Annotated in this window: 20 protein-coding genes; all 20 read right to left on the bottom strand. The window is 52.0% G+C overall.

The genetic code is table 11. The features are described 5' to 3' along the window. Positions 1-11: 11 nt before the first annotated feature. Positions 12-896, bottom strand: a complete 885-nt coding sequence (rpsB, locus tag H6507_03760) for a 30S ribosomal protein S2 (GenBank protein ID MCB9368208.1) — start codon at positions 894-896, stop codon at positions 12-14. Between the two features lie 126 nt (positions 897-1,022). Continuing rightward, positions 1,023-1,415 (bottom strand): 30S ribosomal protein S9, encoded by a 393-nt coding sequence (gene rpsI, locus H6507_03755; GenBank protein MCB9368207.1) that lies wholly within the window; start codon positions 1,413-1,415, stop codon positions 1,023-1,025. Between the two features lie 19 nt (positions 1,416-1,434). Continuing rightward, positions 1,435-1,857, bottom strand: coding sequence for a 50S ribosomal protein L13 (rplM, locus tag H6507_03750; protein ID MCB9368206.1), 423 nt, complete (start codon positions 1,855-1,857; stop codon positions 1,435-1,437). 130 nt (positions 1,858-1,987) lie between these two features. Continuing rightward, positions 1,988-2,926, bottom strand: coding sequence for a DUF4921 family protein (locus H6507_03745; protein MCB9368205.1), 939 nt, complete (start codon positions 2,924-2,926; stop codon positions 1,988-1,990). Positions 2,927-2,933: 7 nt separating this feature from the next. Next, positions 2,934-3,785, bottom strand: coding sequence for a carboxylating nicotinate-nucleotide diphosphorylase (nadC, locus tag H6507_03740; GenBank protein ID MCB9368204.1), 852 nt, complete (start codon positions 3,783-3,785; stop codon positions 2,934-2,936). Next, on the bottom strand, positions 3,782-6,013 hold the full coding sequence (locus H6507_03735; GenBank protein ID MCB9368203.1) for a UvrD-helicase domain-containing protein: 2,232 nt from the start codon (positions 6,011-6,013) through the stop codon (positions 3,782-3,784). Before H6507_03735 ends, nadC begins: the two co-directional genes overlap by 4 nt. Beyond that, positions 6,013-7,068: an endolytic transglycosylase MltG gene (gene mltG, locus H6507_03730; GenBank protein ID MCB9368202.1), complete on the bottom strand. Its 1,056-nt coding sequence runs from the start codon at positions 7,066-7,068 to the stop codon at positions 6,013-6,015. Before mltG ends, H6507_03735 begins: the two co-directional genes overlap by 1 nt. Next, on the bottom strand, positions 7,065-8,246 hold the full coding sequence (locus H6507_03725) for a HAMP domain-containing histidine kinase (GenBank protein ID MCB9368201.1): 1,182 nt from the start codon (positions 8,244-8,246) through the stop codon (positions 7,065-7,067). The genes mltG and H6507_03725 overlap by 4 nt, the downstream gene beginning before the upstream one ends. Before the next feature lie 22 nt (positions 8,247-8,268). Further along, on the bottom strand, positions 8,269-9,228 hold the full coding sequence (locus H6507_03720; protein ID MCB9368200.1) for a glycosyltransferase family 2 protein: 960 nt from the start codon (positions 9,226-9,228) through the stop codon (positions 8,269-8,271). 14 nt (positions 9,229-9,242) lie between these two features. Further along, the gene (locus H6507_03715) at positions 9,243-9,854 is read right to left on the bottom strand and encodes a hypothetical protein (protein ID MCB9368199.1); all 612 of its coding nucleotides are present in this window, start codon (positions 9,852-9,854) and stop codon (positions 9,243-9,245) included. Positions 9,855-9,867: 13 nt separating this feature from the next. Next, complete coding sequence (locus H6507_03710; protein MCB9368198.1) at positions 9,868-11,235, bottom strand: tetratricopeptide repeat protein; 1,368 nt, start codon at positions 11,233-11,235, stop codon at positions 9,868-9,870. Next, positions 11,232-12,284: an RIP metalloprotease RseP gene (gene rseP, locus H6507_03705; GenBank protein ID MCB9368197.1), complete on the bottom strand. Its 1,053-nt coding sequence runs from the start codon at positions 12,282-12,284 to the stop codon at positions 11,232-11,234. The genes H6507_03710 and rseP overlap by 4 nt, the downstream gene beginning before the upstream one ends. Further along, the gene (locus H6507_03700; protein ID MCB9368196.1) at positions 12,278-13,462 is read right to left on the bottom strand and encodes a 1-deoxy-D-xylulose-5-phosphate reductoisomerase; all 1,185 of its coding nucleotides are present in this window, start codon (positions 13,460-13,462) and stop codon (positions 12,278-12,280) included. Before H6507_03700 ends, rseP begins: the two co-directional genes overlap by 7 nt. Then, positions 13,459-14,211 (bottom strand): hypothetical protein, encoded by a 753-nt coding sequence (locus tag H6507_03695; protein MCB9368195.1) that lies wholly within the window; start codon positions 14,209-14,211, stop codon positions 13,459-13,461. Before H6507_03695 ends, H6507_03700 begins: the two co-directional genes overlap by 4 nt. Continuing rightward, positions 14,208-15,017, bottom strand: coding sequence for an acyl-ACP--UDP-N-acetylglucosamine O-acyltransferase (gene lpxA / locus H6507_03690; GenBank protein MCB9368194.1), 810 nt, complete (start codon positions 15,015-15,017; stop codon positions 14,208-14,210). The genes H6507_03695 and lpxA overlap by 4 nt, the downstream gene beginning before the upstream one ends. A 4-nt stretch (positions 15,018-15,021) precedes the next feature. Further along, on the bottom strand, positions 15,022-16,416 hold the full coding sequence (locus H6507_03685; GenBank protein ID MCB9368193.1) for a bifunctional UDP-3-O-[3-hydroxymyristoyl] N-acetylglucosamine deacetylase/3-hydroxyacyl-ACP dehydratase: 1,395 nt from the start codon (positions 16,414-16,416) through the stop codon (positions 15,022-15,024). Beyond that, the gene (lpxD, locus tag H6507_03680; protein ID MCB9368192.1) at positions 16,406-17,452 is read right to left on the bottom strand and encodes a UDP-3-O-(3-hydroxymyristoyl)glucosamine N-acyltransferase; all 1,047 of its coding nucleotides are present in this window, start codon (positions 17,450-17,452) and stop codon (positions 16,406-16,408) included. Before lpxD ends, H6507_03685 begins: the two co-directional genes overlap by 11 nt. Before the next feature lie 3 nt (positions 17,453-17,455). Further along, a complete protein-coding gene (locus H6507_03675; GenBank protein ID MCB9368191.1) occupies positions 17,456-17,971 on the bottom strand; it encodes an OmpH family outer membrane protein in 516 nt (171 codons plus the stop codon). 23 nt (positions 17,972-17,994) lie between these two features. Then, positions 17,995-20,304, bottom strand: a complete 2,310-nt coding sequence (bamA, locus tag H6507_03670) for an outer membrane protein assembly factor BamA (GenBank protein ID MCB9368190.1) — start codon at positions 20,302-20,304, stop codon at positions 17,995-17,997. Between the two features lie 3 nt (positions 20,305-20,307). Continuing rightward, on the bottom strand, positions 20,308-24,471 hold the full coding sequence (locus tag H6507_03665; protein MCB9368189.1) for a hypothetical protein: 4,164 nt from the start codon (positions 24,469-24,471) through the stop codon (positions 20,308-20,310). Positions 24,472-24,473 lie beyond the last annotated feature (2 nt).

Here is a 24,473-nt window from a genome sequence, read left to right as displayed (position 1 = left end):
TTATATCTCCGTTATGAATTTTCGCTCTTGACTTCTTGGCCTTCCGGCTTGCCATCCTCACGCTGCGGGCGGCGTACGCGCCTGCGGCGTTGGTCTCCGCCATGGTCGCCGCCGCGGCCCCGTTCGCGCTCGCGAATCTTAGCTTCGCCGGTTGCCTCCATGTCGCGGGCTTCCAAATCGGCCTGCGCCTGACGCATGTCCGCATTCGCGCGGTAGCGGGCCATGCCTTCGATGACGGATTCGGCAATCGCACGCGTAATCAGCGCGATGCTCTTAAAGGCGTCGTCGTTGGCGGGAATCGGAAAATCAATATCCGTGGGATCCACATTCGTATCGCAAATAGCGATCACGGGAATTCCCAAGCGGCGAGCCTCGGCCACCGCAATCTTTTCGCGCAAGATGTCAACGACAAAGACCGCGCCGGGCAAATGACGCATTTCGCGGATACCACCCAGCGTGTGCATCAACTTTTCATGCTGACGCTGCTTGGTCAAGCGCTCTTTCTTGTTGATCTTCTCAAACGTTCCGTCGGTCATCTGACGCTCGAGTGATTCGAGCGTCTTCACGCCCTGGCGGATCGTCGCGAAATTCGTAAGCATACCACCAAGCCAGCGCTCTACGACATACGGCGTTTGAGCGCGCTTGCCTTCGGACGAAATCGCTTCTCTGGCTTGGCCTTTCGTGCCAACCAAGAGAACTTGCTGTCCGTTCGCGGTTATTTCTGAAACGGCGGCGCAGGCCCGCTCAAGTAAGGACTGTGTTTGGCGTAGGTCCACCAAGTGAATCCCGTTCTTATCCATCAGGATATACGGGGCCATCTTGGGATGCCAGCGGCGGGTAAGGTGCCCAAAATGAGCACCTGCAAGCAGAAGCTGCTGCAGAGTTACACGAGACATGAATACTCCTGTGATGGGGTTTGTCGCAGTCCGGCCCTCAGCTCTTTCCGCAATTCCGATTGAACGGAACACCCACGGTTTGATCAGACCAGACGGTGAATTCGGCGACGAATCGCCGTAGTAAACTTATCGCTTGGAGAACTGGAAGCTCTTGCGGGCGCCCGGCTTTCCGTATTTCTTTCTTTCCTTTTCACGCGGATCACGTGTCAGCAAGTCGTTTGCGCGCAGGACAGGACGATGAGCTTCGTCCAACACCGTTAACGCGCGCGAAATACCCAGCCGGAACGCGCCAGCTTGGCCCGATTTGCCGCCACCCTTGACCGTCGCTTTGATATCAACTTTGTCGAGAGTTTCGGTTACGGTCAAAGGACGTTCAATCAACATGCGGAGAACGTCGCGCTTGAAATAGCCAAGCACATCTTTGCCGTTCACGGAAACTTTGCCGCTGCCGGGAGCGAGCCAAACTCTGGCTATGGCCGTCTTGCGGCGACCGGTCGCGTAAATACGAGAATCTTTCATGGTCTATCTGTTTTGAGAATTAGATCGAAGAGGGCTGCTGCGCTTCATGCGGATGTGTCGGTCCGGCATAGACTTTCAATTTGCCGAGTTGCTTACGACCGAGACGCGTGCGCGGAAGCATTCCTTTGACGGATTCATAAATAATCCGTTCAGGATGTTTCTCCGCGACTTTGCGCATCGGAGTGTAAGACCCCGATCCCGGATAACGCGAATGGCTGAAGTAGATTTTGTCTTCCCACTTCTTGCCGGTAACTTTTACCTTGTCCGCGTTAATCACGACGACAAAATCGCCGGTGTCGACATGCGGCGTGAAGGTCGCTTTGGTTTTGCCGCGCAACATCGACGCGATGCGCGTGCTTAAACGGCCGAGAATCTGGTCGGTGGCGTCTACCACGACCCAACCACGCTCGGTCGTTTCGTTTCGGGCTAAGAACGTTGTCATTTATGGCTATCCTTTACGTGCAAAGTCTTGAAATTTAGTAGATGAGGCTCAAAATGTCAAGCGGGACTTGAGGGAAGTCCTGCAAACCCGAAATCTCTAAATGATTGATTGTGAAACACTTCTAAGAGTGCTATAGAAATTGTTGCAATTTTTTTGCAGCCTCCTCGGGAGGCGTTGACACAATGTGAACACCTGTTCCCCACTCAAACCCGGCCTGTGTGCTGATTCTGGGCAGGATGTCGACAGCCCAATAGCCCCTCGGCCGGCCCGGCGGCGGGCCAAACAGGATCAGGTTGAAATCAGGATTTCCGCAAGCTGCGCCGAGGGCTTTGAGTCCCTTGGTCAAATGCAGGGCAAGATTCTCGAGTTCCAATTCGCTCGCATCTTCAAACCGGGAATGGTCCTTGTTCAGAATCTGCCATTCATATGGAAATCGCGGCGCAAAAGCCATCAGGCTGATGAGCTTGTCGTCCTCACGCAAAACTCGCGCTCCTTCCCTGCTTTCGCGCTCGATCCATTTGCAGTGTTCGCACACTTCGCTCGCGGCAATCTCCAATCGTCGCGCAATCATCTCCGGAACAAGCGGCAGAGCGACAATCTGTTGATGCGGATGCACGAGCGTGGCGCCGCCGCGATAGCCTTGATTCCTGAAAATATGAACGTACTTGGTTGTGGAACTGTTGTAGTGCTCACGTAATCTGCGCTGCCAGAGACTAAACAATCCAACCCACTCATCAGTAGTATAGTTGGCGGCTTGCGCAAAATGGTCCGCGGACTCGACAACGACTTCGTGTTTGCCGATTGCAGCCTGTGTGAACTCGTTGTCGACGAGCGGTTTGGGCTTGGCAAGTACTGCGGGGAAACGGTTGGCAAAGATCCGCCAATTCCAGTCGGGAAGTTGATCTTGTTCAATAGAGGGGGGAGTGCTCTCTTCGTGTCCTCTGCAGAACGGACAGTTTTTTTCGTCAGGAGTTTCAATGTGCAACGTGAACTCGGACGGGCGGTTACCACGTTGTCCGTTAATCAATACGGTATGACCCCTCAGCGGGTCGGTGCGAAACTCCGCCACGTCTTGCTTAGCTGACCGACCAGTCCACTTCCAGTGCGAAGTCCACCGATCGCACGGAGTGAGTCAGTTGACCTATTGAAATCGCTTCGACGCCGGTCGCTGCAAAATCCCGAATATTCTCGTGAGTTATCCCGCCGGAGGCTTCGAGCGAAGCAACCGTTGCGCAGCGTTCGACGGCTTCGCGTACTTGCTCAGGAGTGAAATTGTCAAGCAATATTTGCTTCCATCCCATTCTTACCGCGAGATCGAGTTCGTACAAACTCGCCACTTCAATTTTGCCTTCACGCATATTCAATTGGGCATCAGGATCCTCTTCAAACCGTTTGGCAAGGGATTCCATCCCACCGATCACGCCAAGATGATTGTCCTTGATCAAGATCTTCTCAAACAGACTATCGCGAAACGTATCTCCCCCACCCGCCCGTACGGCTGCAACTTCGAGTTTTCGGAGCCCCGGCGTAGTTTTACGGGTGCACCAAATCTTGGTTCCAAATGCTCGCGTTGCATCCACCAATTCGGCAGTCTTCGTGGCAACGCCCGACAAGTGGGTTAAAAAGTTCAACGCGGTGCGCTCAGCTTTCAAGATGGAACGAGCTTTCCCGTAAACAGAAATCACTCTGTTCAGCGGACGAACGCGTGCGCCGTCGTCACACAATGGAGTAACGACGATTTCGGAATCCACAGCCTTGAAGACCTCCGAAACAATGTCGATTCCGGAAATAACTGCATCCTCGCGGGCTTCTATCCACGCTTCTCCGATCAATTCGGGATCCACAAGCCAGTCGGTCGTGACGTCCACTCCGCTGGCAAGATCTTCTTCAAGTGCAAGTCTGATGATGTCCAATTGTTCTGTAATCACGATAGCTTCTTCAGGTTTGCATACTTCACTGCCAATAACTTCGAGCCGAATCCCGTGAACGCGACACGGACTTTCAGCGAATCCAAATCTCCGGATTTCGCAGTCACCGTGCCGACTCCGAATTCGGCATGTTCAACAACATCTCCTATGCGAAACTCTACGCCATTTGAAGAATGCGCAGAGCGAGCCAAGCCCGGCTTGCGCAGTACAGGTGCCGAGGTGCGCGGTTTCTCCAGTCTTTCGTAGTTCGCATATTCATCATCCATCACGTAGCGCGTCGTCGATTTCGCCGGCAAGCCCGTGCCGCGCAATTTGGATGGCTCAATATCGGAAAGAAAACGCGAGGGAGTCTGGAAATCCAATCGACCATTCATCGGCCGCGCTTCCGCATATGACAAATAAAGTCTGTCCTTCGCCCGAGTCATTGCTACGTAAAGCAGTCTGCGCTCCTCATCAAGCGCTTCAGTCGACTCTTGGCTGCGGGAATGCGGGAGCAGATTTTCTTCCAGTCCCGCAACGAAAACAACCGGGAACTCCAAACCCTTTGCCGAGTGTATCGTCATCAACGGCAGACGGTCGGCCTCTTCTTCAAGGTCGTCAAGATCCGATACTAACGCGAGTTCGGAGAGAAATTCCGCCAGGCTTAGCTCCGGGAACTGCTGCGCGCGTTCCCACGCCCCCGTTTGAAATTGCCGCAAGTTGTCCAGTCTGTCGCGAGCTTCGTCGTCATCCTGATTTTCATAATAGTTTTCAAGTCCACAGTCTTTCAGGGCGCGGTCAACGATTTCCGAAAGCGTCATGTTAGGTACCGCTTCCCGCAGCAGGGCAATTTTCGCCACAAACTCCATGACTTTCGCACGAGGCGCTCCGGAAACGACTCCCTCCAGCCAGTTTGCGTCCATCACGGCCGCGCAATGTAAAGGATGCGTACGCGCGGCAGACATGATTCTCTCGATTGTGGTAGATCCGACTCCCGCGGCGATTTCGCGAAACACACGTGCCCACGCCTGTTCATCTGTGGGGTTCGCGATCACTCGCAGGTAGGCGATGAAGTCTTTTATTTCTTTTCTTTCGTAGAACTTCAATCCGCCGACAACCGTATACGGAATACGGTGCTGAACCAACACTTCTTCGAAATAGCGGCTTATGGCATTTGTTCTAAACAAAACCGCGAAGTCTTTAAGGCCCAATCCGCGCTTCTGCCGTATGAATTCGATTTCACCAATAATCTCATTCGCCTCATCGGCGGGACGACTGTACGACCGAAGTGTTACTTTATCGCCGCTCTTGCGATTAGTCCAAAGGGTCTTTTCATGACGGTTTTCACTTGCGGCAATTACATCGTTCGCGGCGTCAAGAATGGGTTGGGTCGATCTGTAATTTTGCTCAAGCCTGAAGATGCGCGCGCCTTTCAGCTTCTTGCCAAAGTCGAGAACGTTTCTGTAGTTCGCGCCGCGCCAACTGTAAATGGACTGATCGTCGTCACCCACCGCAAAGAGATTGTCTTGCGGGCTGGCAATCATGCACGCGAGATCAAATTGCACTTGATTCGTGTCTTGAAATTCGTCGATCAAAAGATGATCAAACTTGTGCTGAAGAAGCTCAAGAAACTCTTCATTCTTCTTCATCAACTCGAGCGGCGTCAGCAGAAGATCGTCAAAATCGTAGGCGTTGGCATCAGAAAGCCGGGAACGATATTGCTCATATATGTCGTCGGCAACCATCGTAACCGGTGAACGGTGATCTGTTCTACTGCCGTTCTTTATCCGTGAAATTGCAGACCGCACTTGACGCGGCGTAATGCCTTCGCGAACGATTTGTTTTTCACGCAACAGTTCATTTACGACACGGACACTGTCATCCTCATCGTAGATTGTAAAATCACGAGACAGGCCGGCCCGTTGTCCATACTGACGAAGAATCCTGACACAAAAGCTGTGAAACGTACCGGCCCAAGGCAAGTCAATCGAGCCTTCCAGATAGGTGCTCAAGCGCTCCTTCAGCTCGCGTGCAGCCTTGTTTGTGAAAGTCATCACTGCAATGGATGCAGGCGGCACGCGCAACTGGCGGATAAGATGAACGGCGCGCCCCGTGAGCACACGCGTTTTGCCGGAACCGGCACCCGCCAGCACGAGGGCAGGTCCAAGCTCCGCAGTTACCGCTTCGCGTTGATTATCGTTTAGCGACTTAAGGAACTCGGAGTGTACGTCTTTTTCGAATAGCGACATCACCCTTGGTCGCCTGCCTCTGCTTCCATCACCGGTGCGCGACGCAACTCGTCAAGTATTTCTTTTGACTGCAAGTGGTCTTCAAAATTGCTGTTGAAAGCGTGAGTACCATTTCCTTGAGCAACAAAAAACAGGTAAGGAGTTTGCGCAGGATTTAGCGCTGCGTCTATTGCTCTTTTACCGGGGTTGTTTATGGCTCCGGGAGGAAGTCCCGGATATTTGTAAGTATTGTATGGACTGTCCACACGCAAATCACTGTAGTAAAGACGGGAAGGCCCCTTCCCGAGGGCGTATGCAACCGTCGGATCTGCTTGCAAGAGCATTCCTTTTTTCAATCGATTGTGGTAGACAGACGAGATGACGCGTGCTTCGCTGGGAACCATGCACTCCCATTCTACGATGCTTGCCATGGTGATGGCTTCATTCAGGCTCATCCCAAGTTTTTGAAGCTTCTCGTCAACGTCTGAAGGCAAGTGCACACGGAAATTCGCAACCATCCGCTCAATCATTTGATCAGAAGATTCGTTTCCCGTAAAGAAGTATGTGTCGGGAAACAAATATCCTTCGAATGACGGTGAATGAACATCAAGTTTCCGCAAAAGTGCTTCATCATGCACTGCAAGCACAAAGGCCGTCGAGTCCATTCCAAACTCACTTTGAAGCACGGATGCGACTTGGTAAGACGTCAATCCTTCACGAATTGTTACTGGCAATCCGACGGCTTTCGCAGTGGAAAGCGCTTGAATCAGCTCGACAAGAGACTGGCCAAGTGCAAGCCTGATTGTTCCAGATTGCAGTTTCGTGTCCATTCCAAGAAAACGCGCGGCAAAACCGAACAGCCGTGGGTGCTCGATCAACCCTTCGCGATAAAGAATCCGCGAAATGTCGTCAAGCGATGCGCCTTGCGGAATCTTTACTACCACTTCGCGCCGCGCACCTTCGATGGCTGCACCTTCCAAAAAGAAACGCGACCACAACTCAAGCGCAGCCAACACGACGAGGATGACAAGCAAAATCCCCAAGCTGGTAAACATTCGCCAACTTCGGCTTTTCACGAAACGGCTCCAGTACTCTTGGGAAGCACAATTCGCATCGTTGTTCCTTTTCCGGGAATCGATTCTTTGACGCTCAGCTTGCCGCCGTGATACTCATCTATGATTCGTTTCGCCAACGAAAGTCCGAGACCCCAACCACGCTTCTTGGTCGTAAACCCCGGCCGGAATACTTGCCTTCGATTTCGAGACGGAATACCGGCACCGTTGTCTTCAACGTCAATAATCACGGTTTCCGGAGTTTCCACACAGTTAATGCGAATGAAGCCGCCGCTTGAACGCATCGCGTCAATACTGTTGCGAATGAGATTTTCTAACACCCAGCCGAAAAGCTCGACGTTAATCCCAACGACGGGGTCGCCCTCACTATTGGCATCCAGCTCTATGGGATTGGCACTGCGCGGCAGACGCATTCTGAAGTAGTCGATCGTTTCATCAATGACGTGCCGAATTCTCGTCGGAATCAAGATGGTCTTGCTTCCGATCTGAGAAAATCTCGAGGTGACACGGTTTAGTCGGGCGAGATCACGCTGCATTTCCCCGATTGTGTGCGGACTGATGTCTTCCGCGCGCAGAAGCTCGATCCACCCCATGAGCGAGGTTAAAGGTGTGCCGAGTTGGTGGGCGGTTTCTTTGGCCAATCCGACCCATACCATACGTTCTTCGCCCCGCCTTATATTCTGGAAACCGAAATAACCGACTAAAACAAACAGCGCTGCCGCGAGAATTTCGATCCAAGGCAGCCACTTTAACTGCTGAATGACAACCGAATCACTGTAGTGAAACCAATCCGTCGTGCCTTCCGCCACCGAAATTGGCAAAGGAGGGTTTCCCTGATCATCCATTTCTTTGGCGAGCTCTGCAACTTCCTGCCGCGTCTCCGAAGTCGTGTCGGTTGGCAGAAAAGAAAGGTTCTTCCATAACTTTGCATTTCCCAGATCATCGGTAACGATGATGGGAAATTCTACGTCTTGGATCTGCTCGAGTGCAAAACCGATAAGCTCCGGATTGTCGCTGCGGATCAACGCGGAATACGTCGCGATTTTCTGCGTCAGGGACTGCCGGGTGCTGTCTCTGAGTTCATTGACGAGGTACTGAGAATAAACCAGTACCGAAACAACAAGCACGACAGCGATAAGAAAGAGGACGCCTTTGAACGTCCCCGCATGGCCGGTCGTCACGTGAAGTCACCTCGTCGCACGATTAAGCGCTTATCTCGCTGGCAAAAGGATTCTTGCTGTCATATTTTATCGGATACGTTCGCTGACGTTCATTTGCATGAGTCAACATTTCGCCGATCAATCCAAACGAAAAAAACTGCACGCCGATAACCATCAGCAAAATACCCAAGAACAGCAATGGTCTATTGCCGATGGGATTTCCCATTATCCACAAAATTGAGAGGTAGAGGTTAATCCCGAATCCGACGAAGCCGCTCAGCAGGCCCATAGTCCCGAAGAAATGCAACGGCGCTCGATTGAATCCGGATAGAAACACAACCGTCAATAAATCCAAGAAACCGTTCAAATATCTCCGCATCCCGAACTTCGAGTGTCCGAATTGGCGCGCTCGATGTACTACCGGGATTTCGGTGCAGCGGTAGCCCATCTTGTGAGCAAGTACGGGGAGAAAACGATGCAATTCGCCGTAAACAAACAAGTCCTTTACGACGTTTCTGCGATATGCCTTCAGTCCGCAATTAAAGTCATGCAGTTTGATACCCGAGACTTTACTTGTCACCATGTTGAAGAACTTCGAGGGAATTTTCTTCTCCAGCGGATCATGGCGAACCTTCTTCCAGCCTGAAACGAGGTCAAACCCCTCGTCGAGTTTGTTCAGCAACGCTTCGATTTCTGCGGGATTGTCTTGAAGGTCCGCGTCCATTGTAATGACATACTCGCCCGCGGCCTCGTGAAATCCCACAGCCAGAGCCGCGGATTTGCCGTGGTTCCTTCGAAGTGAAACGATGCGAATGTTCGGATCTCCACTTGCAAGTTCTTTCAACAACTCAAGCGATCCGTCGCGGCTTCCGTCATCAATAAAGAGCAATTCATAGCTCCGACCTAATTTTTTCAGGGAGTCGTCTAATTGATGATGAAGATCGCGAAGCGATTCGACTTCGTCCCAAAGCGCGATGACCACGCTAATATTCGGCGAATTCATGTTCGTTGGGCTGGCTACTTTTTTGGCCGGCTAATTGGTTTCAATGTCCAGGTCAGACGTGAGTCGCCCTTTTCTCCTTGCAAGACGACTTTGAAATACGGAAAGGCCGCATTTCCCGACGCAGACTTGAATGTCTTGTAAATAGTTTCTTGATCAGTACGAGACAATCTCTCGCTCGGTTGTTCTTTCGAATTTGCCCGCCATTCAACATTGAGTTGGTTGTCGTCGGGCACAAGCGGAATCGGCAAAACGTCGTCCAACCTCCAATCAGGCAGGAGACTGTGTACACATTCACGAAGCGTAGGTGTGCTGTCAGGCGCGAAAAATGACGGGGCTCCAACGGCGGGCCAGAGAATTGTTTGCTGGCGCGTAAAATAGACTTTCAAGAAAAGTTCATTCCGACCGTACAACTCTATCAAATACTGGCCTTCTTTGGCGTGGCGCAAAATGCCTGAAGCGGAACCTCGCAATCCGGGTACTTTTAGCCCGATTTTCGCATTCACTTGGCTTGATTCATTGCCGATGTCATTAAAAGCAACGGGCCGCGAATCAACGGCTCTTAGCTTTTCAAATCGAACAGCCGGGCTCGTCGCCGCACAACCGAGCAAAGCCAAACACGACGACAAAAGAATTAACCTGCTACCGCGCAAGTTTCTCCTTCAAAACAACATTTTCAGGGTCACTTTTCAGAGCATCTTCCCACGCCGATTTTGCCCGCGCCTTCTTCCCCATCGCGTTATAGATATCACCCAAGTGTTCAAGTATGGGGGCGCTGTTCTTATCTACTTTTAATGCCGCCTTAATCCACTTCAGGGCATTCTTGTGGTCGGTGTTCTGAAAGTAAATCCATCCTTTGGTATCCAAATATGACGAATTGTCCGGTTCGCGTTCTATCGCGCTATCGACCAATTGCATCGCTTTGTCAAGTTTAATCGCGCGAACAGCGTACATATAGGCGCAGTTGTTCAGGTAGATTGCCGCACTGTCAGACTTTTCTATGGCGAGCTCATAATATTTTTCGGACTGTTCGACACTTCCTTGCGCATCATATAACAGCGCCAAACTTCCGGCTGCAGGATATAACGTCGAATCCAACTCCAAAGCCCGGGTGAAGCGCTCCATCGCCTGTGTGGAGTCGGCAAGCCTGATATATGAAAGCCCTTCAAGATTCGCCGAACGCGCGTCCTCCCCAGCCGCGGCACGGGCACGTTCCGCTAACGAAATGACATTTTCAAACCGGTCGTGATCGAACTCCATGACAAGTTTCAAATACCAAAATCTGGCGTCCATTGAGTCAAGAGAGATAGCGCGATCGACTTCATGCTGCGCTCGTGCCGAATCTTCAGTCTGCAAATAGAGAGTCGCAAGCGTATAAACCACTGCGGCGTCCGTTGAGTCATCCTGTGCGATAATCTCCATATACGGCAGGGCGCGTTCGGATTGGCCCGTAATCAAGTAGATCGCGACAATTCTCCGGGCAAGCTCGTTCTCTTCGTCGTCGGCAGATAATATTTGGTAGAGCGAATCGACCTCGTCGAGGTCTCCGGACGTTAGACAAAGTCCAAGCAGTTCCGCACGGTAGCCAGAATTTGTGGAGTCAAGTTCACAGAGAGTCTCAAGAACTTCCTTGGCTTGCTTCGATCTGCCTTTCGAAGCAAGCAACCTGCTTTTCAGCTCCAGCGCGGGAATATGCCGCGGATTCAGTTCGAGAGCCTTATCGATATTTTTCTCGGCACGCTGCAGAGAGACCGCGGTCTCATCTTCTTGAGCGAGTACGAGATATTGTTCGGCGAGTGCCACGTACAGGAATGGCGCCGACGGATCAAAGTGTGTTGCCTCTTCGAAACAGTAGATCGCCTGATAGGGATTACCTTGTTGGGCGGCCACGTTGCCTTTGATGAACTGGTCCAAGGCGCGAGGATCCGCGGTTTCATTCTCTTGGCTGAATGCGGCAGAAACAACCAGAACAACAAGAACTAAGATCAGCCGCGAAAACCTTTTGGTCATTGGCCGAATATCCTTAGTATGTCATGATAAGAGACGACTACAATCAGCAACAAGAGAAGAACCATGCCGGCCTGCTGTATTGCAAGTTTGACTCTTGTGGATACCGGCCTCCTGATTATCGCTTCTATGATTACGATAGTGATATGCCCGCCGTCCAAAACAGGGAACGGCAGGATATTAAGAAAGCCGATTGATACACTCACAAACGCAATAAAGAACAGAAACTCTCCTGCACCTTGGCGCGCGCTTTCGCCCGAGAGTTGTGCGACTCCGACGGGGCCCGACAACTGCGAGAGGCTTCCATGTCCAGTGACCAAATCTCCGATGAACCCGCCCAAGTTGGTGGTTGTCTGCCAGCAAAAACTGACTCCGCCTGTTATGGCTTCGCCGAAACTTGCATTCCGGTATTCGACTTTGGGGGTAATGCCGATTACCCGCCGCGTCGTGTCTCCGGCTTGAGTAAGCTCCGTTGGAACGAAGAACTCAAACGTCTGGCCGTCCCGTGCTACAGTCAAGTGCACCGTATCGCCCGTGGCAGTGATGTACTTTATAACATCTTCCCAACTCTCGACCGAGTTCCCGTCAATGGACGTGATTGCGTCGCCTGACTGAAGTCCGGCGATTTGCGCAGGTTTGTCAGCGATCGTCTCGCCAACCACCGCCTTGTTCACTTCAGGAAGCCCGATCGCGAGTGTCAATCCGATGATAATCACTATCGCAGTGAGATAATTCATCATCACACCGGCTGACAATACGAATATCTTCTGCAACGGATTCTTCGACATGAACTCGTCAGGTGCTCCGGTGATCCCCTCATCGTCCATGGACTCGTCCACCATTCCCGCGATCTGAACATAGCCGCCGAGAGGTATCCAAGAAAGCGAAAACTCAGTCTGACCTATCTGCTTTGAGAAAATTCGCGGCGGAAATCCAATTGAGAACTTCTTCACCCGCATACCGGTCAAGCGAGCCGCGAGAAAATGCCCGAACTCGTGGATCGTTATGATAATGCCGGCGACGGCGACAAATGACAAGAGTGTGATTAGCATGAAACCTGAACTCGGGCAAACTCGCCCGATTGAATGAACTCGTTGGCTGCACGACGCGCCTCTTCGTCCGCGGACATCACGACATCAACGTCAGTCGCGGAATCAATTGTGATGGACTCTAAGGTGCGGCGAATGACACGCGGGATGTCGGTAAATTCGATCCTCTCTGCCAAAAACGCCTGCACGGCTATTTCGTCCGCCGCCGACAATATCGCGGGAGCGGTTCCGCCTGTCCGAATGGCGGCAAACGCCAGCTCCAGACATGGGTACAACTGCCTATCTACGGCTTCAAAATGCAGCGCGCCGAAACTTGCCGGATGGCTTTCAACGAGGTGACTTTCAACACGGTCTGGATACGTTAAAGCATACAGAATCGGAAGCCGCATGTCCGGGACAGAAAGTTGTGCCTTGAAACTTCCGTCAGAGAATTCGATCATGGAGTGAACAACGGACTCACGTTGACGTACCACATCTACGAAGTCAACAGAAACATCGAAAAGACGGCACGCTTCTATGACTTCAAGTCCCTTGTTAAAGAGTGTGGCGGAGTCAATCGTTATCTTCGGTCCCATTGCCCAAGTTGGGTGCGCAAGCGCGTCTTTCGATGTGATCGATACAAGACTTTCTTGCGACCTCCCCCAGAATGGTCCTCCTGAGGTCGTCAGCCAGTATTTTCGCACGCTGGGCGCGCTTTCACCTACCAAGCACTGCTGAAGCGCGCTATGCTCCGAGTCGATCGGAAGAATTGCCGCGTCGTGTTCTCGCGCGCACTTCATCACAATTTCGCCTGCAGCAACCAAAGTCTCTTTGTTGGCAAGCGCTACATTCTTGCCTCGTTCGAGCGACGAGATAGTCGGACGCACCCCTGCCGATCCCATGACGGCATTCAGCATTACGTCATACATAGCTTGTTCCGCTTGATGGCGGAAGGCGTCCTGTCCCGTAAATACTTCCTTTATGCCAATCGACTTGGCCTTTAGGGTAAATGCTTTGGGATCGCTTGGTCTCAGAAGCGCGACACTCGCGGGCTTAAGCAGCGAAGCCTGTTCAAGGAGCAGTTGTTCTTTGTGTCCCGCCGAAAGGCCGACAACGCGAAACCTGTCTTTCTGCTCTGAAATGACGGAAAGCGCCGATATACCGATGGATCCGGTGGAGCCTTGAAGCAGTATGTCCTTCACTGCTCGACCGCGTCATTCACATGATTGACTCGCTTCAGGAAACTGTCGTATCCGCTTTGAAAAGCGGTTTCAAGCGCGTGGCGAAGTTCCTTGGCGTGGTTCCCCTGGCCAATTTCATTCTCCACGCAAGTCGCCTTCTTATCAAGCCGTGAGCGCAAAGACTCGCGATCCGTTTCTTGAGAAACCGTCAGGAATTCCACGATTCTCAGGTGATCGTTACCCAGCAAGATCGAACCGTGCTGCAAAAGGGCATTCCCGAGTCTCCGCTGCGCGCTTCCGACAATCTTGCGCCCGTCGACTGCTACTTCCCAACGTGACGTGCGCGCAAAACAAGACGTCCTATTCGCCAAAGGCGAAAGCGACTCACCGCGCTCATCTAATTCCGCATTCACTCCGATGGCCTGCAAACCCTCGCTGATTGCCCGTCCTACATATTCCAAAAGATATTGCCCGGCTCTTAGCTCGACAACATCTGGAACTACTATGGAGTATGTCAGTTCTTCGCTGTGCAGTACCGCCGCGCCGCCGGTCGGGCGCCTGACTAAGGGCACACCTGCCGTTTTCAGTCGCTCAAAGTCCACCTTGGAGTCAACTTGGTGAAAACCAAGCGAAAGAGTCGGAACTTCCCATTGATACAGCGAAAGTCGAGCCTCAATCTCTGAGTTCGCTGCGGCCTTGAGATCGTCAGAATCGCGATCCATGAGCCACTGCCCCGGCATTGGCCCGTCGTGGCGAACAACCAAAGTCATAGATCAGTCGTCTCCTCAGACTGTCGAGCGCGCCCCGGCATCAGTCCTCTTTTTGAAGCCTTAACGAATGACATGATCTCTTGGGCGAACCGATCATTTGAGAAGCTCTGTTCCATTTCAGCAACGGCTTGGCTCACGTTGTACTTGGAGCGAAAGAGCAAATGATAAAGTTGTTTCAGCGTGCCAATCTGGTCGCTCGTGAAACCTCTGCGGCGAAGTCCGACGACATTCAAACCGGAATAAGACAGAGGATGCCCGGTAGCCATAACATATGGCGGAACATCTTTAGGAACTCGGAAACCGCCGCCAATCATACAGTGTGCCCCAATTTGGACGAACTGATGAACAGGCACCATTCCGCCAAGGATCGCATAGTCGCCGACATGAACGTGCCCTGCCAGCTGCACTGCATTTGACAAAATCACGTTGTCGCCGATGACTCCGTCGTGGGCGACGTGAGCGTAAGCCATGATCAGACAATTGCTGCCTACGGTAGTTTTGCCCGTTGCCGCCGTTCCGCGGTTGATCGTCGCGAATTCTCGAATCACCGTGTCGTTGCCGATAAAAACATTTGACGGTTCACCTGAAAACTTCTTATCCTGCGGCTCACCGCCGATAGATACCATGGGCGAGATTTTTACGTTCTTGCCTACCCTCGTTCCAGAAAACAATCGTGTCGAGCTACCGATGATGCTACCGGATTCAACTGCTACGTCATCATCAATGACCGCGAAAGCCTCGACTGTGACATCGTCTGCCAACTGAGCTTTCGGAGAAACTGCGGCTGTCGAATGTACTTTTGGCATGTGCTTATCCTTGGCGGTCAATTACTGCGGCGGTCATTTCAGCTTCGGCGACCAAAGTCTTGTCGACGTAGGCCGTACCCTTCATCTTGCAAATCCCGCGGCGAAACAACAGCATCTCGACCGTGAATCTTAACTGATCTCCGGGCGTCACGGGTTTGCGGAATTTGACGTTTTCCAGCCCTGTGAAATAAACCACTTTTGTTTCAGGCTGCTCAACGGAATTCAAGAGCAGCACTCCCCCCGTCTGCCCCATCGCTTCGACGATCAACACTCCGGGCATCACCGGATGCCCCGGGAAATGTCCACTGAAGAAAGGCTCGTTGCGAGTCACGTTCTTGATTCCAACAACACGTTCGCTGGGAACAAGTTCGAGAATCCTGTCGACCAAGAGCATCGGATATTTGTGCGGAAGGAGCTTTTCAATTGCCTCGGAATCAAAGACGTATCCTTGACCACTTTTTCCCCCGTACTTGCGCGCGACTTTTTGCGCTTCAAGCAATCGACGGAGCATTTTCGCGACTTCCACATGCGATGCATGACCGGCACGTGCCGCCAAAACGTGGCCACGGATCGGCGCTCCGACCAACGCCAAGTCACCCACGAGATCCAATGTCTTATGACGAACAGGTTCATTTGGATAGCGCAGTTCCACTCCACCAAGCACTGGTCCATTGTGGCGAAGCTCTCCTTCGTAGTGGAATGCGTGCTTTAGATCTTCGTAGCTCTCTTCTTCCAAATCTTGATCCACGAACACTACGGCGTTGTTGAGGCTGCCCCCTTGGATCAAATTGCGGTCTTTCAAGCTGCGCATCTCAGACATCAGGCAAAACGTGCGCGCCTTAGCGAATTCTTCGGGGAATTCGCAAATCGAGTACATAGACGTGTACTGAGTTCCCAACACGGTATTGGGATAGTCAATCATGTACGTAACCCTGAATTCCGATGACGGCACTATGACGATGTCAATGGCCGCTTCGTTATCCCGGTAGGTTAGTGTCTTCTCCAGATCAAGGTAGACACGCTCAGCATCCTGCTCGACGATTTCCGCCTTGCGCAATGCTTCCACGAACGGATACGCGCTACCGTCCATTGCCGGAGGTTCTTCGTCCGTAAGTTCGATCAGCAAGTTGTCGATGCGCAAACCGGCCACTGCCGCAAGAACATGCTCAACCGTGTGAATTCTCGCGTTCGCGATTCCGAGAACCGTTCCGCGCGCAATTTCGATAACATGGTCAACAAGCGCGGGAATGGGCGGAGAGCCAGGAAGGTCAGTTCGAACGAACACGATTCCATGATCCGCTGGCGCGGGTTTGCAAGTCATACTAACCGGCTTACCCGTATGCAGGCCGATCCCTGAGACACTAATGGCAGCGCCAATGGTTCGCTGCTTATCGCTCACTCTTTTCCTCCCTCGCTGGGTTGTTGATACCCAGATGTTCTTCGAGTCGTTTTACTCTTCGCAATAGTTCAGGCAGACGCGGAAGCGCTACTTCCATTCTTTTCCACAGTCCGTGCGGGCGAGCAGGACTTCCCGACAATATCTCGCCGTCTTTCACATCAGACGAAATACCGCTCTGCGCACCAAAAGCGGCGCCATTTCCAATTTTGATATGGCCCACGAATCCTGCCTGGCCGCCGACTCGGCAATAGTCACCCAATTGAGTCGAACCGGAAACACCTGCTTGCGCCGCGACAACGCAATGGCGGCCAATTTTGACGTTGTGAGCAATTTGCACCAGATTGTCAATCTTCGAACCTTGTCCGATGCGAGTTTCTCCCATCGTCGCGCGGTCAATTGTCGTGTTGGCGCCGATTTCAACGTCGTCTTCAATTACAACATTTCCGATTTGCGGAATCTTCTTATACGTCCCGTCCTCCGGTGCGAAACCAAAGCCATCGGAACCTACGATGACTCCGCAGTGCAATGTCACTCGGTTTCCGAGCTTGCATTCATGTCGAATCGCCACTTGCGGATGCAAATGGCAACCTGATCCAATCGAACATTTCCTCCCCACAAAGACGTTTCCCTCGAGCACAGTGCCGTCGCCTATGTGCGATTGCGATTCAATTACACAATTGGGACCAACGTAAACGTCTTTTCCAACCACTGCGTCATTTGCGACCGTGGCAGACGGATGTATGCCCGCCTCAAACTTGGCGGGTGGGTTGAAGTACTCGAGCGCCTTCACAAAGGCCGTGTATGAGTCGGCAACTTCTATGTAGTCGCCGCCGGACCGAACTGTTCCCACTGTGACAAAAACGACGCCCGCTGCCGTGCTCTCAAGCTGCCGGAAGTAACGCGCATTCGACAAAAACGAAGCACTTTCCTGCACCGCCAAGTCGAGGGGAGCGACTGAAGACAGCACACGTGTGCCATCTCCGACGAGTTTTCCGCCTACAAGTTTCGCCAAGTCCGCGGCGCTGATGGTCGGCAAGGACTACTCCTTTTTCAATTCAGCAACAATTAGATCGGTGATATCATGCTGCGGAAGTGCAAATACAATGTTGCCGCCTGCAGCGTCAAACACCATGTCATAGCCGTCCTGCTGGCTGATCTTCTCAATTGCCTGATTGATCTTTTCAAGAATGGGACGAGACAACTCGAGGTTTTTGGTGTAAAGTTTTCCGCCTTCACCCCAAGTATCCACTCGGAACTGTTCCAACTCGCGTCTTTTTTCGTCAAGTTTTTGCTCACGTTCCGCGCGCGCTTCTGCGGAGAGCATCAGGCTTTGCTGTTGAATCTCGTCCATCATCGTGGTTACAACAAGCTCTTTCGCCTGAGCTTCGGCAACATATTTCTGCTCTTCTTCTGCCAGCTTCCGCTGGGCTTCTTGATAGTCAGGATATTGGTTCAGAATCGCTTCGGAATCAATATACCCGATCTTCATTTCCTTCGCCATGACGGGCAAAGCCATCATGAAGATTGCAACTATCGCCACGATACGTCGTGTCATAAGAGATCCTTGTTTAGGCTTTCTTAAAATGTTCTTCCAAATTGAAAGTGCGGGAGCCACCTGCCGTAGCGAAGCCCCCGATTGTCGTAGTAGTCGATACCATAACCGTAGTCCAGACCAATCATTCCGATGAACGGCATAAAGAGACGCGCGCCAAACCCCACAGACTTGCGCAAGTCACCGGGATTGGTGTCCTCAAATCTTGACCAAACGTTTCCGCCTTCTGCAAACCCGAGTACATAAATCGTGGGATTTCTGACGATCGGATAGCGCAACTCGAGCGATTGCTTAAACATGGTTTTGCCGCCGAGAGCGAACGATCCGCTCTGAGGACCGACATCGCCTTCATCATATCCGCGTAAACTGGTTCCCAGCGAAAGTCCGGCGCCGCCCATAAAGAAATAATCAAAGTATGGAATGTCGCGTGGATCACTGCTCAATCTTTCCACGACTCCGGCTTTCGTATCGGAAACCAACACGAGGTCTCCGAGCAAAGGCGAATACCATTGCGTGCCTAACTCGCTCTTGAAGAAATTGTCGTCACCCAACATCGGGCCGCCGGTCAGTTCAAGCCGCAACGTATTCACCGAACCCTGAGAAGGAAATTCCGCCTCGTTCCGGCTATCTCGAGTGATGATTTGGGTTATGCCTGAGGAAACTCGCGGCACGTTTTCCTGAAGCTGTCTCAGATTTGAAACCTTAAAGGCATCCGTAAAACTTGAGTACTTCGTTCTGTCAAGACGGTAAATGTAGTCGACTCTAAAATAGTCGTCTGGCCATCTAAGCCTGCGTCCTATGCGCAGCGTGCCGCCGATGATGTCTTCATTGAATCCGTAATAGGATTCGCCGTTACGGTGAGTGTCGAAGAAACTCACCCCCAACAGCGTGCGCGTGTTGCGGAACCACGGCTCGGTGAAACTTACTGAAAACGAGTTGTAGTACTTTCCGAAATTCCAGTCTAAACCAAATTGCTGGCCATTGCCGAGCAAGTTGTTCATCTGGAACCCAACTGAACCAATGAAACTGTCGCGCTGGCTGTATCCGGCGGAGACGTTTGCTTGATCCGTCGATTTCTCTTCAACGTCGATGTAGAGGTCGACTTGGTTGTCGGATATGGGCACGACGTCCGGGACGACGCTTGCAAAATAGTTCAAAATCGTGACTTCGCGAATCGATCTGCGTAGTTTGGACACGTCAAAAGTTTCGCCCGGATACAACACCAACTCGCGGCGGATGACCTTTTCCTTCGTCTTCGTATTTCCAGTGACGTAGATTTGATTGACTTTGAACTCGCTGCCTTCTGAAACTTCAAATGCGACGTCTACGACATGGTTGTCGCGAACGGTCTCAATTGGAGTCACTGCGGCATAGATGTAACCACGATCGTAGTACATTGACCCGATGTCCGCCAAACTCCGGTCAAATTCAGCTTTGTTATATTGTTTGCCTTCTTCGACGCGGAGTTTTCTTTTCAGCTCGTCTTCCGTAAAGATACGCTCTCCGGACCACGAAAATTTTCCGTACGTATAGGTCGGGCCCTCGCTCACCTTGTAGGTCAGCAACAGCCCGCGTTTGTCCTGCGTGTAAACAGCAGTGTCGCCCAGCACTTCTGCGTCGCGGTAGCCTTGGCTCTGATAGAATGCAACAATCGCGTGTTTGTCTTCTTCTATTTTCTCACGCTTGTATTCACCGGAACGGAAGAAAGTCTTTTTCGTCGTGCGTATCTTCTTGCGAAGTTTCTTGTCCGAAAAGGATTCGTTGCCTTCAAAGTCGACGTGGCGAACCTTGACCCGCGAACCCTCTTTGATCTCTAAGTCTACCCTGACCCGTCCATTGCTTTCAAGAGTATCTTGTTCAACTTGAATCTGCGACAGCAGATAACCCATCTCTTCATACTTCTTGGTCAGCGATGTCTTAAGGCGCGTCACGTCGGATTGCCGGACGACTTGGCCGGGCGACAGAGAAACTATCTTCTCCAGTTCCTCGCCTTTGAGCTTCCGGTTGCCGTGTACGTCGATGCGATCGAGCCTGCGAAATTCCGTCACATCAATTCGAAGGTAAACACCCTCCGAAGTGCTTCGTTCTTCGACAATTTGAACGTCGCTAAAAAGATTGAGTTTCCACAGTTGTTTGATCGCACTCTGAATATCGTCGCCGGTGATGTCCTTCCCGACGGACAAGCCAGAATGAGCGCGTATCAAACCCGCGTCAGTATTTTCGTTCCCTTCGATTGATATTCCCAGAATTCTCAGTCTTTCTTGGGCATGTGCCGATGTTGCTATGGTCAGGGCTACAGCCAGTAGCATCATGATCTTGAGCACATTTCGAACCATTAATTAAGGCTCCAATACAAATGAATATTTTAGGGCCACGGACTCATCCCGTTTGCGGCTGGCTTCGTCATATTCGACAGCAAAATCAAGCACAAAGTCTGGGCTGACCGGCGCAACACGGTACTGCAAGTTCCAATAATGAATCAAACCCAATCGTCCCCCCTCTACTTCACCCGCCGCTTCTGCAAGTTCGCCTGTGTAAGTCAAGAATACGTCCCGGCCGAAGTACTTGCCGACCGTCACGTTCGATCCGGTCAGAAATTTTACAGCCGTGTTTGACTCAAGAGTATCGCGCAGCACGGACTCCCGTTGCTGCCGAAAGATACTCGCGCTTGCTCCGCCGCCGGGCGCCAGAGATATCTCGTCAAAGAAAGTCGCACGTTCGAGCTTCCTTGAGATCGGATCCAACCAAACTCGCTTCGCAGCAGTTAATGCCGTTCTCGTCAAAAGCTGCTCTGCTTTGCCTTGCGACATATTGGTCAAGTCGTAGCCAAGAAGGCCTAATACTTGTTCTTGATCCGGGTACCCGTCGGCTTCAAGGACGTATGTAACATCTTCGAATCGTCCATACGGAACGCGTGTATTTGTCTCTTCGTCGATTTCATAAATCGTCAGATAGACGGGGACGGTCCTTCCGACAGAGTCTATCCCATATGTGGCCGAGCGTCCGCTGATGATCGGAAAGATATCCGTTTCATCGAACTCGGCTTGCAGTTTTTCTATCCAAAAGGTCTGGTCAAGATAGTCCGCCTTGCCGGACGCTGACCCGAGTTTGCCGGACAGCCGCATCGTCGAGTCGACAAGTGAACCTTCCATCACAAGTGGTCTTTCGGTCGGCGAAACAATCGCATCAACTGAAATATGATCCAAATATTCCGCAACTGTGCCGACGATGAAATTGCCCCCCAGCCGGGAATACAATTCAGAGTCTTTGAATCCCGTAATCTCCACGTCATAGTGTGATCCACTGCCCATGGAAACGTCGAGGTTCCACCACGTTTCGTACAGGCGATCCACTAGCCACTTTGTTACGGGCCGCATTTGGCCGCCACCATACGATATGAACGGAAAAGTGAACCGGGCATCCCGGATCTGGGCTTCACCACCGATACGAAGGCGAGTTGAATCGAAGGCGGAAATTGTGATCGGGGAAAATCCACCGGCACCGGTTGTCATTCGCCCCAACCACTCGGGTTTCATGAATCCCGGCAGACGAACAGGCAGACCGTTTTCGGAAGTGCTTAGGACAATAATACCCAACTGAATTCCCGGGCCGGGAATAGTCAAAGGAGAGAGCATACCTGCACGTCGATCATCTGTCCCGACAAGATCAACTCTGAGGAACTCGGAGCCCGCGTTGACTTGAATACGGCCGGTATCGACGACACCTTCGGAATTCAGGCGCAGCGTGGTGTTCATGAAAAGCAAACCGGGCGTGGCAGGCGGATACGTGAACTTCCCGTCGGAAATCGTTAGCTCTGTTCCCTCGAACTGAGGCTTGTCCCACGTCCCGCCTACTTCCGCTCGCAACGTGCTTTGGCTGCCTTGAGAAGTAAAATCCGCGTCAACTTGCTGGATCAGGTCCAGAAAGTCTCCGCTTCCCTCCAAGTAGCCCCTAAAATCGCCGCCGCTGCGCGGTTCCGCAGATAGCTCTCCGTAGAATTTGTACTTGTCTTCTTTATAGAAGGAAAGCTGCGGCACAGTCAGTAACCGCTTTCCATTTCGCTCTGTCGCCAACGCGGCGTCGATCGCAAAACGGTCTACCGCGAGTTCACCCAGCAATTCGCCGTGGGATACTCTCATGCTGGCAACAACATCTGGAGCAGACAATTTGCCAAATACAAGCACCTCGCCGTCGAGATTGCCGGACAACAAGCCGGTTCGACCGGAAAGCGCCTGAATGAAGTCGGCACACTCCGAAGCTGGGAAATTCAATCGCATGTCAACGGCGTTCATACCAAAATCAAGCGATCCCGCCAACTCAAAAATACTCCGAACGCCGCGGCCGAATGAGCTGCTGACAGAGTCCACGCGTTCGCCCGTTCCCTTCGCCGCCACTAATCCCCAGTAGCCGGGAACGCCTTGGGCGACGCCGTCTACGAGGCTAAGATCAATTTGCCACTGAAGAGAATCTTTCGGACCGACAAGCGTCATTTCACCCGAGATTACACCGTCGAGCTTCCAGTCATTCGTCGTCTTCGCCACAAAAGGCGTTTTTGACAAAGGAAGTTGCTCAACGGAAATCTTTAGATTGACAAGCGGGGAATCGATACGCACGCTTCCTTCGACAGAGCCTGCTTCGTCGAAATAAAGGTTGTCAACGGTCAGTAAGTCGTCGTGGATCGTTACCTTCCCTTGTCCGAAAAACTCCTCGCCTTCCCCCGAAAGACCAACCCAGCGTCCGTTCAGATTGTACGCGCCGACAGCGTCTCTTGCATAGCTGCCGTCAAACTGCAATTGCCTCAAGACTTGAGTCAATACGCTATTTCCGAGGGTGTCGCCTCCAACAGACAAGTGACTTGTACCGCTTGAATCGTTGCCAACGAACTCAAACTCAAGGGATGTTACGGACTTTAGCGCATTCGAGGAGGTCGGATAGGCAACAGGCACGACGATATGAGCATTGGAAGCAGAGACATGCCACTCGCTGGAATCTACTGAGATGGTGACAACACCCGTTTTACCAGAAGGATCGGCGAAGCTCAATGTCCAACTGTTTGCTTCGACCGCCGCAGAACCGTTTCCCAAAAGTTCACCGACGCTATCGCGCGCAACCCAAGACAAACTTGGTGACGACGCCGCACCCTCTACTGCAAATGCCAGCTCGCGCACGCCAAAGGCCTGTCCCAATAACTCAGGCACCGCCTTTGGCCGCAATAAACCGTTTAGAGATACTTCTCGCGAGCCTTTGAGCCAAAGTTCACCATTGACGGATGCATCCACGTTTTCATTGGCCACTTCAACATTGTTCAAAGACAGAGTGCCAGAATCAAACCTAACGTCTGCCTTAAGGTGGTCAACTTTTACTCCCAATACGTCGGCGTTTTCGCTCACGGCGCTGGCTTCAACAATTGGAGCCTTCGCAGTCCCAGATATAGCCGCGGTGAATTCGACACTGCCTTGCAAACCGCTGTCGCTGATGGAAAGTGAACGGAAGAACTCTTTAAGCCCGATATTTCCCTGCAACACTCCAGACAGCCGAAGCGAATCCTGAATGTCAACTTTACCCGAGGTTACTGCGACCACACCGGGTGCCAACACGTCCATTGAGTCCCAGGCAAGTACATTGTTGCTGAGCACGATTTCCGCTGACGGGATGGACACGGAGTTTGATGCCACCTGAACGTTGGCACCCTGCAAATCAGCTACTCCATCGATGCTCGACAGCCCGTCGGATTGGCGCAAAGTTATCCTTGCCTTCCCCGACTCAAGACTGACTGTAGCGGGAACGGTGCTGTCCACTGTAACACAACTCTGCGCAAACTCTACGGTTGCGCTGAGGTCAAGAGTGCGTGCCGAGGTCTTTATGTCGCCGTTGACTTGAAGCTCCATTCCAATGGGAAGATCGCCACGGCCACGAAGACGGATGTTAAATCCATCGCCTTGGTTGGCGAGAACACCAAAGATGTCGTCCACCTTGGCGTACGTGGTGTCAGTACCTAAGACCCTGAGTTTGCCGTTTTCCAATGTTATGGAACGCAAGCTGTCCACGCGCGAGAGCACGCCAAAAATCACATCCGGGACTAAGGGCTTCGTGGCGGTGTCCGGATCCGAGTTTTCCCTTTTAGCAACAATCAACTTCAATTCCGGATTTACGACATTCAGAGACCGGATTATTCGCGTATATTCGCGAGGTTGTGAAAGAGCAATTAGAGGATCTACGGTGGCTTCTATCCGGGAGATCGATAGAACCGATCCGTGATCATCGATCGGAAGCATGACGTCTTCAAGTGAAAGATGTTTCCACCCCAAATCAACCGAACCACAAATTGCTTCAGGACCCAGCTTCGTCACCATGTAGTTGGTTAGGCTGGCGGCAAGCTGTTGATTGACGATGGAATTAGGGAAAAATACTATGATGCCGGCAATACAGCACACCGCGGCGACGACCAGCCAAACAAGTTTTCGCCAGCCTCGCCAGTTTCCTATCCCCCTTTTTCCATCCATTA

This window comes from Calditrichota bacterium (assembly GCA_020637445.1).
Classification (GTDB): domain Bacteria; phylum Electryoneota; class RPQS01; order RPQS01; family RPQS01; genus JABWCQ01.
This window is presented reverse-complemented; position numbering and strand designations above follow the sequence as displayed.